9 protein-coding genes are annotated in these 14,441 nt (G+C 30.5%); 2 read left to right on the top strand and 7 right to left on the bottom strand.

Translation table 11 applies throughout. The annotated features are described in order from the left end of the window. Positions 1–18 precede the first annotated feature (18 nt). Entirely contained in the window at positions 19–2,079 is a 2,061-nt protein-coding gene (locus OCU47_RS11430; protein ID WP_261828726.1) for a methyl-accepting chemotaxis protein, read from the bottom strand. Between the two features lie 240 nt (positions 2,080–2,319). Next, positions 2,320–2,961: a PAQR family membrane homeostasis protein TrhA gene (trhA, locus tag OCU47_RS11435; RefSeq protein ID WP_261828727.1), complete on the bottom strand. Its 642-nt coding sequence runs from the start codon at positions 2,959–2,961 to the stop codon at positions 2,320–2,322. 230 nt (positions 2,962–3,191) lie between these two features. Between trhA and OCU47_RS11440 the strand changes: the two genes are divergently transcribed. Next, entirely contained in the window at positions 3,192–3,740 is a 549-nt protein-coding gene (locus tag OCU47_RS11440) for a DUF1836 domain-containing protein (RefSeq protein ID WP_261828728.1), read from the top strand. A gap of 328 nt (positions 3,741–4,068) precedes the next feature. Then, on the top strand, positions 4,069–6,675 hold the full coding sequence (locus OCU47_RS11445) for a cation-translocating P-type ATPase (protein WP_261828729.1): 2,607 nt from the start codon (positions 4,069–4,071) through the stop codon (positions 6,673–6,675). Positions 6,676–6,883: 208 nt separating this feature from the next. On the opposite strand, the gene OCU47_RS11450 is transcribed toward OCU47_RS11445, so the two are convergent. The 5 genes from OCU47_RS11450 to OCU47_RS11470 form a co-directional block, all read right to left on the bottom strand. Beyond that, complete coding sequence (locus tag OCU47_RS11450) at positions 6,884–8,797, bottom strand: endonuclease MutS2 (protein ID WP_261828730.1); 1,914 nt, start codon at positions 8,795–8,797, stop codon at positions 6,884–6,886. A 462-nt stretch (positions 8,798–9,259) separates the two neighbouring features. Next, on the bottom strand, positions 9,260–9,841 hold the full coding sequence (locus OCU47_RS11455; RefSeq protein WP_261828731.1) for a VanZ family protein: 582 nt from the start codon (positions 9,839–9,841) through the stop codon (positions 9,260–9,262). Between the two features lie 15 nt (positions 9,842–9,856). After that, entirely contained in the window at positions 9,857–10,471 is a 615-nt protein-coding gene (locus OCU47_RS11460) for a class I SAM-dependent methyltransferase (protein ID WP_261828732.1), read from the bottom strand. A 315-nt stretch (positions 10,472–10,786) separates the two neighbouring features. After that, a complete protein-coding gene (locus tag OCU47_RS11465; RefSeq protein WP_261828733.1) occupies positions 10,787–12,595 on the bottom strand; it encodes an ABC transporter ATP-binding protein in 1,809 nt (602 codons plus the stop codon). After that, positions 12,588–14,393 (bottom strand): ABC transporter ATP-binding protein, encoded by a 1,806-nt coding sequence (locus tag OCU47_RS11470; RefSeq protein WP_261828734.1) that lies wholly within the window; start codon positions 14,391–14,393, stop codon positions 12,588–12,590. The genes OCU47_RS11465 and OCU47_RS11470 overlap by 8 nt, the downstream gene beginning before the upstream one ends. Between the last annotated feature and the right edge of the window lie 48 nt (positions 14,394–14,441).

The following is a 14,441-nucleotide window of genomic DNA, read 5'->3' on the forward strand; positions in this document are numbered from 1 at the left end:
ACTACAACAAATTAATGTTTATATTGAAAACTTCCCTATCATGTTCTCTAATTTAGTCACTACCTCTTTAAGTTCCTCTGCTGATTGTGATACATTCTTTACAGATTCCACTTGATCAAACACAGAAGCAGATACTTCTTCAATTGCAGCTGCTGACTCCTGCGCAATAGCAGTGATACCTTGAATTGAATCTACTACATCATCCTTATAATGCCTTATATTTTCTATATTGCTTATCAAGTTTCCTACCTTATTGTTCATTTTATCAAAGGCAACCTTCATGTCACTTATACTATTTTTAGAATTCTCCATAAAGTGATTAGCTTCCGCTAAAGTGCTGTTGGATTTATTTATATCTGCCTCAGTATTATTGATTTCACTGCAAATTTCTCCTATTATTTTGCCAATCTTTTTAGTTGCATCCGCAGTGTTCTCAGATAAACTTCTTATCTCATCTGCAACTACTCCAAAGCCTTTACCAGCCTCACCTGCTCTTGCTGCTTCAATAGCTGCATTTAAAGCCAATAGCTTTGTTTGTTCTGAAATTTTTCCTATAGTAACAGTAATATCTTCAATAAACTTTGACTTATCTGATAAATCTTTTACTTGCTCTCTGTTTTTTTCTCCAGCTTTTCCAGCCTTCTCTATCTTTTCAACCAATTGTTCTACAGTTTTTATTGCTTCATCATTAACATTATTAACTTCTACTAAGTAACTTTTTATTCTATCAGTTACATGAAATACATTTTCAATTTGATCTGATAGGTAAATTAGTTTCTCTGAGCCACTTTCAGCTTTTTCTGCTTGTTCTTTTGATCCTTCTGCTAAGAAAGTCATAGATTCATTTATACTATGAGCTGTATTTTCTAAGTTTTCAGTTGCGATGTTCAAGTTATGTGAATGATTAAAGGTTTCATTTGAACAACCTTTTATATCTAAAATAATGCTCTTTAATGTTCTTCTTAAATTGATTACTGAACGTCCAATTATACCCGTCTCATCCTTATATCTATTTATCTTATCTCCAAGACCTTGATCTTTTAAATTTAAGTCTGAAGTGACATTTACGAGATATGTAATGTCTTTAATTGGATTACTTATCTTTCTACTGATAACAAATGCTAAAATAGAAACTGCAATACATATTCCCATAGTTATAATGAAAATAACCATTATAGAGGAATTCATCTCACTAAAGATATCACTTTCTTCTACAGTTACTCCTAATATTTCTCCATTGACAAGCTTACTATAATATAAAACAGATTTTTTCCCTTGATTATTATAATACTGTACCTTACTTGTGTCCTTAGTTAAATTTATATTATTACCTAACACTGCCTTAACAGACTTGCCCGCAGTTTGCTTTTTATTAACCAAATACTCCATATTATTATTAGCTAAGAAAAAATAGCCCTCATTATAAACCTTTAAAGAATTTATCATTTTTTCGTAATTATCGAAAAATAACTCCACAGATATCATTGCAACAAGTTCATCGTTAATAAAAAGAGGTCTTGTAAGGGAAATTCTCTTGCTCTTGCTAGCTTCGTCCTCATAAGGATCTCTCCAAGTATCATATCTGCTTTGAGCAGGTTTATAATACCACTCTAACTTTTTATTATCTTCTTTAAAATCTTCTTTATTATACCTTTGAACCTTTGAAAGATCTGATCCTAAGTTATCTCTTTTATAAGTTATTTCTTGAAGAGATTCTGTTAATTTAGGATTTACTATCACTGATACTGAAGAAGCTTCTCTATATGTCTGTGATATTTTTTGAACGTAAGCATCTACCATCTTCACATAATCTGCAGTATATTTTTCATCACCCTTTAGCTTGCTTTTATCTACAGTTGTTGATAAAAAATAATCTATACTATCAATATAATTTTCTGCATTTAATAAAACGCTATTAATTGAATTTGCTTTATTCTTAGAGAGTTGCACTAAATTATCTTCCATTCCACTTCTAATAATACTCTTAGTTTTTATAGTAGCTATTGCTGTAATAATTATAGATGTCAGTAAACAACAACAAACAATAGCTACAATTATTTTATTAGATATTTTTTTCATATAGGTACCTCACTCCACTCAAACTATTTTTCAATTGCAGTGTAATATACCTATACTTACTTTTTTATTGAGATTAAGTTATTTTTATGTTAAATATAACAAAACTTATTATCTTTCTATAATTTAGTATATATTCTTTGACATATATAAGTTCTAATTAATTCTTGCCTCCTGCTTATTCATAACTTTAGCTTGGATAAACAATATTTCTTAGATTATATATATAACTTCCCACAATACCTAAATAACATAATTAAATACTAAAATAAAATGACTTAAACTTCCCAATAGAATGAAACAATGAAATAATTCGTGGAAGCCAAACTTAACTGATATATTAGGTAATTTCAATGCATACATCACTCCACCAATGGTATAAAATATTCCCCCTAAAGCCATCCACACAAAACCTGCTATTGATATAGATTTTGATAAAGGAGCAAAGGCTATTACCACAAGCCATCCCATAAAGATATAAGTTGCTGTGCTTATCCATCTTGGTGCATTAAACCAAAACATTTTAAATAACACTCCAAGCAAAGCTATTCCCCAAATCAATGAAAATAAACACCATCTCCATGTACCATCTAAGGCAATTAAGCATAATGGAGTATATGTTCCTGCAATAAGTACAAAAATCATGGAATGATCTAACTTTCTCAAAAATCTTATAACCTTATCTGTAGAGTTCACAAGATGATACACTGAAGAAGCAGTATATAAAAACACTAAGCTTAAACCAAAAATTATCACCGCACTTACGCTTAGGTTATTACCTTTTTCAATAATTGTTTTACCAATCATTAAAATCATCCCCATCAATGAAACCACTGCCCCAAACAAATGGGTAAATCCGTTTATAGGTTCTCTAAATTTTTTCATTTTCCACACCTCATCACATTCATATTTATTCACATAGTTTTCATAACTACATGTTGCGTTATACTTATAATACTTTTAAATATTAATATTTTCAATGCTTAAATTTAATTACTACACCACAAAAATCTTATTATTTCTTTAAATATCTTGAAAATGCTTATAAAATCTAGTATTATTAATATTAATATGATATTTAGTAGTTTTGATAACTACATAAGGCAGGTGAAATTATGAGCGACAACAACATATCAGATTTAATTAAAACTTTATCATTAAAGGATACTATAAAATCAGATGAAATTCCTGATTTAGATCTATATATGGATCAAGTTATCACTCTATTTGAAAATAAGCTTTCACATAGTAAGAGAAATGAAACTGATAAATTGTTAACAAAAACCATGATAAATAACTATGCTAAAGATAAATTGCTTTTACCAATAGTAAATAAGAAATACTCTAGAGAAAATATTATACTTCTAATATTAATTTTTAATTTAAAACAATCTTTATCTATAGCCGATATAAAAACTATTCTATCTAATATAGGCAACGATGATATTAATTTAATTGATTTCTACAATAAATACTTTGAAAACACTAATAATGATTTTGATGACTTCACAAATGAATTATCAGATGTGACTATTGATAATGACTCTACTGAAGAATTAAGTTTATTAATTCTTTCACTAATAAACAAATCAAATATGTACAAAAAATTAGCTCTTGACCTTTTAGACAATTGTATAACTAAAGATGACACTCCTAAAAAATAGCTTGACTATACAAAATAAATAATTTACAATGAAGACATAATTAAATAGAAACCTTTGTTGTATTAAAGGGGAGTAGTAGCAATTTATAACATCAACAGCGCGATTATTAATTTAATCTGGTGTTATAAGCCAAACTTTTAAATTTGGTTACAAGACTTTTAATATAGTTTAATTCTTTTTGAGTTGAACTATATTAAAAGTCTTTTTTTTATATAATTATAGACTTTTTATGTATTTAGGCATCTTCAAAAAATAAATTGGTTTATATACGACTATTTCACTTGTTATTTATTTTCAGATGCTTTATCAAAATTGAGGGGGAATAAAAATGGATAAATATTTTTCGAAATCTACTGAAGAAATGTTAACTAAGTTCAATGTAACTAAAAATGGTTTAACTGATGCTTCCGTAGAAGAACAAAGACAAAAATACGGTTTTAACGAACTTGTGGAAAAAGAAACTGATGGAGTGGTAAAAGTATTCTTTAGTCAGTTTAAAGACTTACTTGTAGTTATTTTACTTATAGCAGCAGCAATTTCAGCTATAAGTGGAAACCTTGAAAGTACTTTAGTAATCGCTGCAGTGCTTATTTTAAATGCTATATTAGGTACTGTTCAACATTTTAAAGCAGAACAATCACTTAATAGCTTAAGAGCATTATCGTCACCTAAAGCCAAAATTATAAGAAATGGACACAAGCAGGAAGTTCCTTCTAAAGAAGTTGTGCCTGGAGACATTTTATTATTAGAAGCTGGGGATTTCGTAGTTGCAGATGGAAGAATTATTGAAAACTTCTCACTTCAAATAAATGAAAGCTCTTTAACTGGTGAATCTGAAGCTGTTCTAAAAACTGCTGAAACAATTAATGAAGCTGAACTAGCTCTTGGAGATCAAAAGAATATGGTCTTCTCAGGAAGCCTTGTAACCTATGGAAGAGCAATGGTTTTGGTTACTTCAATAGGAATGGAAACTGAAATCGGAAAAATTGCTTCTCTTCTTCATAACACTAAAGAAAAGAAGACTCCTCTTCAAATAAATTTAGATAACTTTAGTAAGAAACTTGCTATAGGTATTATGATCATTTGTGTTGTGGTATTTGCACTTAATATGTTTAGAGGAGCCAAGCCTTTAGATGCATTAATGTTCGCTGTAGCTTTAGCAGTTGCTGCAATTCCAGAAGCCTTAAGCTCTATCGTTACTATAGTTCTTGCTCTTGGAACTCAAAAGATGGCAAATGAAAATGCTATTATAAGACAATTAAAAGCTGTTGAAGGGTTAGGCTGCGTATCTGTAATTTGTTCAGATAAAACAGGAACTCTTACCCAAAACAAAATGACAGTAAAGAATCTCTATGTTGATTCAACTAATATACCTGAAGATAAAATCAATTTATCAAGTCCAATTCAAGACTTATTGATAAAAATGAGTGTTCTTTGTAACGACTCCACTTCTAAGGATGGAAAAGAAATTGGAGATCCTACTGAAGTTGCCCTTGTCAATGTGGCAAGAAAATATTCTCTTAACGAGCTTGAAGTTAGATCTACATATAAAAGACTAGCTGAAATACCTTTTGATTCAGATAGAAAACTAATGAGTACTCTTCACAACATTAATGGTGAAGTTCTTATGGTAACTAAAGGTGCTGTAGATGTACTATTACCAAGACTTACTCATATTCATACTTCAAATGGTTTATTAGAAATAAATGACCAATACAAAAAGGACATAGAAGAAGCAAACAAAAACTTCTCTTCTAATGGATTAAGAGTTTTAGCCTTTGCTTATAGAAAACTTGATGCTGCAAGAGAATTATCTTTAGAAGATGAAAATAACTTTGTTTTCCTTGGTTTAATATCAATGATTGATCCTCCAAGAGAAGAATCAGCCGAAGCTGTAAAAGCTTGTATCAAAGCTGGTATAAAACCTATAATGATTACAGGTGACCATAAAATCACCGCTTCTGCCATAGCTAAGCAAATAGGAATCTTAGATGAAAATGGTCGTTCTGTTGAAGGATTAGAATTGGACAAGATGTCTGATGAAGAATTAAAACAACAAATATCTAATATTTCAGTTTATGCAAGAGTTTCTCCTGAACATAAAATCAGAATTGTAAAAGCATGGCAAGACAGGGGAAACATAGTTGCAATGACTGGTGACGGTGTTAATGATGCTCCTGCTTTAAAGCAAGCTAACATTGGTATTTCCATGGGAATAACTGGCACAGAAGTTGCAAAAGACGCTTCAGCACTTATTCTAACTGATGATAACTTTGCTACCATAGTAAAAGCTGTTTCAAACGGAAGAAATATTTATACAAACATAAAGAATTCAATTAAGTTCCTTTTATCAGGTAACACTGCAGGTATTTTTGCCGTAGTTTATGCAGCATTAGTTGGTTTACCAATGCCTTTTGCTGCTGTACACCTATTATTTATAAATTTATTAACTGATAGTTTACCTGCTATTGCTATAGGCTTTGAATCAAGTTTAAAGGATGTTTTAAAAGATAAACCTAGAAAATCTGATGAATCTATAATGACAAAGAGCTTCTTGCAAGAAATGTTTATAGAAGGCTTCCTAATATTCTTTGGAACCATGGCTGCATTCTATATAGGATATAAGACTGGTGACACTGCTATAGCAAGCACAATGGCCTTTGCAACATTATGTCTTTCAAGATTGTTCCATGGATTCAACTGTAGAGGTGATGAATCTGTATTTAGACTTGGATTATTCTCAAATAAATATAGCTGGTATGCTTTTGGTTTAGGATTAGTATTTTTAAATTCAGTGCTTTTAATCCCTGGATTAAGCGGTTTATTCCAAATAGCTAAATTGACTGTAACTCAATTTGCTTCAATTTATGGTTTAGCTGTTATACCACTTATAGTAATTCAAACTTACAAGGTTTTAGTAGCAGATAGAAAATAATATTTTTAATACAAAACAGCGAGTGTCTCTAATGACACTCGCTGTTTTTGTTTTACTTCTCTGTGTTATACTTAGTATTTATTATCTGTATAGAACTATTCCATTTAAATGTTGATAGAAATTTGACGTATTTTGTATAAATATAAGTTAATTTGGCATCAACTTTCTTCTGGAATAGTTCTATATGGCTATCCCTAAATATACCTACCTACCTTCCTTCCTCAGCCCATTGTACATTAAGTTCACTTTCTTTTCTAATTTGCTTTAAAGCTTTCTTTGAGCCTCTCACAATATCTCTTTCACGCTTTCTCGTTTTAAATGACACAAACAATTGATTTAAATCATAATCTGCAGGATACAACTCCTCAGCCCTTAATTCAAGCTTCACTCTCTTATAATTTACTTCTATGAATTCTTTATTATAAAGAACAACTAGGTTATTTAACTTATCTCTAGTCTTATATACTATGGCAGATTCATTTTTATCTAAAAGAAGCACCTTATCTCCAACTTGATATTCATACTCAAAAGCCTGAGTTTTCTCTTCTTTTTCCTTGGAAATCTTACTTTCTTTAACCAAATTATAATCATATTTCTTTGTTTCAATATATAGCTTTGTTTTTTCTATTATAGATTGTGGTATACCCATCTTCTTTGCTATATACAAAGCATTGCTATCTCCTACTCTTCCTATATGCAATTTATATAAAGGTTCTAAGGTTTCTTGCCTAAACTCCATAGCTGCATTCTCAAAATCAGGATGCTCTGAAGAAAAATTCTTAATTTCGCCATAATGGGTTGTTGCTACAGTAATACATCCCCTCTTATAGAATTCCTCTAATACAGCTATAGCTAAGGCTGCACCTTCATTAGGTTCTGTTCCACTTCCTATCTCATCAAACAAAAGTAAGGTAGACTTATTACTGTTTCTCATAATCTCTGCTAAGTTCTTCACATGTGATGAGAAAGTACTTAAAGCATTTTCAACACTTTGATCATCTCCTATATCTGCAAATATCTTATTAAAAACAGCTATTTCTGTACCTTCTAAGGCTGCTATATGAAATCCTGACTGTACTGCCAAGGTTAATAACCCAACAGTCTTTAAAACCACTGTTTTTCCTCCAGCATTAGGTCCTGTTATAATTAAGGTTCTATACTCGTTGCCATTTTCAAAATCTAAAGGTACACAATTTTTAATTAATGGATATCTCCCTTTAACTATCTTCGTATAACCATAATCATTTAACTTTGGCTTTATACCATCTATCTCTTTGCTATACTTAGCCTTTGCAAGAATCATGTCATACTCAGATATTACCTCAATGTTTATCTTTATATCTCTTAATTTTTCAAAAACCATATCAGTTAAGGCAGCTAATATCTTGTACTCTTCAATGCTCTCCTCTGCCTTGAGCATTGCCATTTCTGAAGTAAATTTTGATATAGATTCAAGCTCAATAAATACAGTGCTTCCATTTGAAGAACTCTCAACTATGGTTCCCTTAACCTCATTCTTGAAGGAAGCTTTTATTGGTATAGTATATTTCCCATTTCTAAGACTAACAAAGAATTCTTGAATATATGCTTTATTTCCACTGCTTTTTAAATACTTATCTAGCCTTTCCTTTATCCTTGCTTCACAGATATCAATATTCTTTCTAATTTTCTTAAGCTCTTTACTAGCATTAGAATCAACCATGGTTCCTCTAATTGATCTATTTACCTCTTCTTCTATATAATCTAAATCTGTTATATTTTCAGCGTAAGCATTTAGCGTTGGAGCATAATCTTCCTTGTTCTCCATGAATCTTTTAATTTTTCTGCAGCCTCTTAAAAAATCACATATCAAAGTCAATTCATTTGGCTCCAATATAGCTCCTTTTTCCATTCTATCTACAATAGGCAATATATTAAAGACACCTTCCAGCGGGATTATATACCCAGCATCAATAAGTTTTCTTCCCTCTGAAGTCTCATCTAACATTCTATTTACATTCTTCATACTTGTGCTTGGTTCTAATTTATCAATTAAATTCTTCCCAAGACCACTAACGCAATATGATTTAACCATTTCCTTTAATTTATAATAACTTAGTTTCTCTAAAGTGTTTATATTCATTTCAAAATTCCCCTTCTTGTTTTATTAATCGTCTGAAAATAAATAACAAGTCTAAATTACTAGCATATAAACCTATATACTTTCAGATATCTTAACAAGTCAACGAAATCTTAATATAGATTTCAAATAAAAAAAGCCATGGATACTTCCACAGCTTAAAATTCAACTTTGAGTATTTCAAAATAAACAACAAATCCAAATAAAATATTATATGGACTCACTTATTTTTCAACACACCTTAACTAAAGATAGTCTCTTTACTATCCTTACAAAGCAATTTCGTGGACTCGTATCGTTAATAGTAATACAAATAATTAATCCCATCACAAATAAAGGGCTTCATCCCCTAAATTTAAAAATTAAAGATTAATATTAAATTTAACTATTTGTCGATACTAAACACTCACAAAAATACCTCGCTTTATTTTGAAATCTATATATTTTTATAGTATTATATCTTGCTTACATTGTCAAGTTATAGTTTTGAGGGCATTTTTTGTTAATTATTTTTTGCAAATACTTAAATATAAAGAATCCTAATACTGCTCCCAAAGTGTTTAAAATAACATCATCTATATCTACTGACCTTCTATTACCGCAGAACATAGACAAAAATTGAAGAAACTCTATACTCACAGAAACTAAAAAGCATAGAATAATTGTCTTCTTCATGCTTCTGAATTTCTTAAAAAGCATAGGTACAAGAATGGATAATGGCATTAAAAGTACCAAATTACCAACTATATTTATAATCCAAAATCTAATCATAAAGCTTTCCATATTGGATGGGATGTTAGACATATCTTTAATTGTATTAAATACAGGAACTATATTCACATCCATATAATTTGTGATAGTGGTACGGAATGGGAACTGTGTCACAGCCACCAAAGAAATTATATATAAGGAGAATATTATTATGCCTATCTCCCTATAATTTAAGAATTTACTTTCCTTCTCTTTTGATTTTTTATATCTGATTACCTCTAGAATCAATAAAATCGGAAGTCCTATTACAAATGCAAATGTCCTATCCAAAAACATAACTTTCCCGTCTCCTTACTTACTCTTCTGAACAATAAAATCTATATACCCCTGCTGGATTCTTTCACCCTCATAAATTCTTTCTAAAACTCTGTTTTCTTTATATAAAATGTACATATCTTCAAAATGACTCTCAGCCTCTTCAGCACTATAATAAGTATGAATTACTTTTTCTCCACCTTCATCTTGTAGATACTCACCTTCTCCTACTTTCTCACCAACACCATAATCTCCATCCTCTAAGGTAAGAAAATTAACAAAACATATTCCGCCTGGTTTTAAAACTCTTTTAATTTCATTTACTGCCTTAGTGATATCTTCCTTAGTCATATGAAAAATAGTATTATAGGAATACACAAAACTAATTGATTCATCTTGAAAAGGCAGGTTACGGATATCCCCTTTTCTGATATTAAGCTCTATACCATGCTCTTTTGAGAATTCTTCAGCTTTTTCAATTTGTGATTCACTCATTTCTATACCATAAGTCTTGTAACCAAAATCTGAAAACAATGCAAGAGGAGGACAATTTCCACCTGCTCCACAATCCAATACAATCTTGTCCAAATTACTTCCATTACAAAAATTAACAAACTTATATAACTGGGTTTGTCTAAATATTAACTTCATAAATTTCCTCCTTCTATTATAAAAACAAATATATTCCACATAATAATATCACTTTTTAATTGAAAGCAACAATACATATATCAATTAGATGCTTATTATAGAAGTATTCCACTTAAATGTTGATAGAAAAATGTCGAATTTTTGTAACTTGTCCATCAACATTCTTCTGGAATAGTTCTACACGGATAATAGATAATAATACATCTTACCCTTTCCCTGGATTTGTTGCCATTTATAGCCTTATTCGATGGATAATAGCTAATAATATATCGCACCGCCATCAAAACATATAGAATTCATTCAAAACTATAATGTCTAAACAGTCTCAGTGTAATATTGAGCTTGAGAATTCCACATTTCTTCATAATAAGGACAACTTGAAAGGAGATTTTCATGGCTACCTATTCCTACAACTTTGCCTTCCTTCATAACAACAATTCTATCAGCAAATTTTACAGAACCTAATCTATGAGTTACAATCACAGCAGTATTATACTTTGAAAGTTCTGCAAACTGGTTATATATTTTTGTTTCCTCTATAGGATCAATAGCAGCTGTAGGCTCATCTAATACTATCAGTTCATGCTCTCTGTAAAACCCTCTAGCAATGGCAACTTTCTGCCACTGACCTCCAGATAAATCTACTCCATCAAATTCCCTAGATAGCATAGTTTCTACTCCCTTAGGAAAAACTGATTTATCTATATCAATTCTAGCTTCATCTATGGCTATATTTATATCTTCATCTGATTTTGATTTATTATCAATTTCACTAATAACTACATTATCTCTTAAGCTTAATTGATATCTTTGAAACTTTTGAAGCACTCCTGAAATTCCATTAAATAATATCTTTGGATCTATTTCTTTTGTGGATATATTATTATGCTTAACTTCACCCATAGTATGAAGATATAAACCTGTAATTAATCTTATCAATGTAGATTTTCCAGAACCATTCTCCCCTACTAAAGCTATGGTTTCACCCTTTGAGATTTTCAAATTGATGTTTTCTACTGCATTTTTATTAGAAAGCGGATATGCAAAGCTTACATTTTCCAAAGTAATATCTCCATGAGAGAATTCACCACTAAGTTGGTTTTCTGTTTTTCTTTCTGGTAGGTCTAAAAACTTTAAGAAGTTCTGTACTTTGCCAAGATTTTCAGAACAATAAGGTAGTCTTCCACTGATAATTTCCTCCATTATATTAAACATACTATCTACAGAAGCAAATACTGCTGCAAAAGCTCCAACGCTGATTCCCTTATTTATTAAAGCTATAAAAAGTAACCAAAGGATTCCTGCATATCCTGCAAGAGATATCAACTTCATACAAAGTTCAATTAAATTAGTTTTTACATCTGCCTTCCACTTTAATTTATTGATTTGAGCCAAAGTTTCCTTAAACAATCTCATAAAATAAGGTGTTGCACCTAAAACACGAGTTTCCTTTGCATATTCTCTGCTTGTTACACAGCTTTCATAATATTTATTTTGTCTTCTTAAAGGCGCTGAAGCATCTTCTAACTTAGAAAATACCTTTGAACGTATTATCTGATTAAGTAATACTGGTACAAATACTAAAAGCAAAGAAATCATCAAAATAGGCTTAAGTTTAAATAAATATATTCCCATGACTAAAAAGTATGGTGAGTAAAAAGTTAATATGTCCATCATTATATTCACCAAAGCACTGGCATATCTAATTCCAAAATAAGCTTTATTTATATCATCAAGAAGTTCTGGATTTTCAAAACAAATTGGATCTAGCTTAGACATTTTTATATTAATCATATGAGTCAACTTGCCCAAGGTCCTCATATCGTAAGTTTCACCTATAAAATTGGCAATACCACTAGCTATTTCTACAAATAATTTCACTAAAAATAATACAAGTAATGCTAGTATTGCTGATTGCAATGTACCTCTCTTTTGTGTTAAATCTGCTACTTTATCAAATAATAATTGCATACAGAATATAGAGACCACATCAAGTACTCCATATAGGGCAAACATTATATAATTAAAGGTAAATATCTTAGGAGAAATTGAAGCTACCTTTGGAAAAATAATTGCAAATACTCTTAATAGAGATAAATTCTTTTTATTACTATGATTACTCATTATACCAACTCCTTTGAGCTTCAAACATCTCAGCATATCTGCCCTCTTTATTAAGCAGTTCCTCATGAGTTCCACGTTCTTCAATAACACCATCATGTACTAGAAGTATTTCATCTGCAATCCTTGCTGCTCCTAACCTATGAGTAATAAGAATAGTAGTCTTCTTTTGAATAACCTTTTTAAACAATGAATATACCTTACTTTCACTGATTGGGTCTAAGGCTGCTGTTGGCTCATCAAGAATGTTTATAGGAGATTTGCTTACTAAAGTTCTTGCAATAGCAACCCTTTGCCATTGTCCACCAGATAAATCTACGCCATCTTCTAATATTTTACCTAAAGGTGTATCTATTCCCTTAGGCAATATTTCAATATCTTCACTCATTTCCATACTACCCAATACTTTTTTTACTGTTTCGTCTCCCAAAAGCTTATCAGAAGTTTGTCCACAACCACCTAAAAGCACATTATCTTTTAGAGAAATATAATACTTTGCAAAATCTTGATACACTACAGAAAAATAAGCTTTAAGTTTTTCCTGTGGAATAGTTTTTATATCTACACCATTTATAAGTATTTCACCTTCATAATTATCATATAACCCTGTTAGCAACTTTGTAATTGTGGTTTTACCTGCTCCATTCTCTCCTACAAATGCATATTGCTTATCTTTTTCTAGTTTCATAGACAGTCCATTTAATATCTTCTTATCAGTTCCAGGATAGCAAAAGTGCACATTCCTAAACTCTAAAGTTTCAAAAGGAACTTCAAGTACAGATATATCAGGAAGTAAATCTACTCCATTAACTTCCTTAAGTGCTGAAAACTCAGTTAAATCTTTTAGGAATTCTCGATTCTTTGAATACTGCTGCATTACATAAGATAAATCCCAAGACATTTGTTGAACCAAGTTAAAACCTGCAGTAACCAAACTCATATACATACCTACTGTAATCTGTCCCTTACTTACAGGCGCTAAAAGAGAAAGTGCAATAATCATTGATAGCAAAGCTGTTATACTGCTTGCTATTTTCATCTTTATAAAATTTTGTTTTTCTGCCTTATATTCAATTTTACGAGCTATTTCAAACTGCTCAAACCAGCGTCTATCAATAGCATCAGCATATCCAAATAGAGCTCTCTCTTCTACACCTTCTCTTGAGGAAATAACATCTCTTAAGTAATCTGCTCTTCTTAAATATTTTTCAGACTCTGAAAAAGCATCATAATCCAACTTTCCACTTTTAAAAGATACCATAAATAATGGTATTGCTATAATCAAAATTGCAATTCCTACCCACCATACTTGCGAAACAATTATAAGCATCAGCGAAGCTATCTTAACTATGTACTCAAAAATACTTATTAAATTATCAAAACCTTTTATCATCTGCTCAGAAGGTTCTTCCCCTACCCTAGCTATAAGATCCCAGGTATCGTTATTCTCAATATGTTCATAGGCTATAATACTACGTTTTTTCACTACTGCTGTATTTATAGCTTCATTCATTTTTAAATTAAATCTTATCTTTACCAACGAATATAATATAGCAGAAATCCATGAAAAGCCTACTAATAGCATAAGCATAAATAATGGTTCATATATTCGAGATACTTGTCCATTTTTAAAAATATCTATTGCTGTATCTACAAACTTTGAACTTCCTAACACCAAAAAGCTTGGAACTGTAGCCACAAGTACCTTAAGCAAAATCATAATTATTGTAGTGACTGGAACCACCCTGACCGATATGATTATATAGTCAATTACTTTGTATTTTTTATGTTTGAATTTCATCATTACCCCCAACTTAGCATTCCCCATTTTCTACTTTATTTTACCACA

It is taken from the genome of Clostridium sp. TW13 (genome assembly GCF_024345225.1).
GTDB classification, from domain to species: Bacteria; Bacillota; Clostridia; order Clostridiales; family Clostridiaceae; genus Inconstantimicrobium; species Inconstantimicrobium mannanitabidum.

What these genes read in the sequence shown, in the direction of transcription:
- OCU47_RS11445 (WP_261828729.1), top strand. Translation starts at nt 4,069, where the DNA reads ATGGATAAATATTTTTCGAAATCTACTGAAGAAATGTTAACTAAGTTC.
- OCU47_RS11450 (WP_261828730.1), bottom strand. Translation starts at nt 8,797, where the DNA reads ATGAATATAAACACTTTAGAGAAACTAAGTTATTATAAATTAAAGGAA.
- OCU47_RS11455 (WP_261828731.1), bottom strand. Translation starts at nt 9,841, where the DNA reads ATGTTTTTGGATAGGACATTTGCATTTGTAATAGGACTTCCGATTTTA.
- OCU47_RS11440 (WP_261828728.1), top strand. Translation starts at nt 3,192, where the DNA reads ATGAGCGACAACAACATATCAGATTTAATTAAAACTTTATCATTAAAG.
- OCU47_RS11465 (WP_261828733.1), bottom strand. Translation starts at nt 12,595, where the DNA reads ATGAGTAATCATAGTAATAAAAAGAATTTATCTCTATTAAGAGTATTT.
- trhA (WP_261828727.1), bottom strand. Translation starts at nt 2,961, where the DNA reads ATGAAAAAATTTAGAGAACCTATAAACGGATTTACCCATTTGTTTGGG.
- OCU47_RS11460 (WP_261828732.1), bottom strand. Translation starts at nt 10,471, where the DNA reads ATGAAGTTAATATTTAGACAAACCCAGTTATATAAGTTTGTTAATTTT.
- OCU47_RS11430 (WP_261828726.1), bottom strand. Translation starts at nt 2,079, where the DNA reads ATGAAAAAAATATCTAATAAAATAATTGTAGCTATTGTTTGTTGTTGT.
- OCU47_RS11470 (WP_261828734.1), bottom strand. Translation starts at nt 14,393, where the DNA reads ATGAAATTCAAACATAAAAAATACAAAGTAATTGACTATATAATCATA.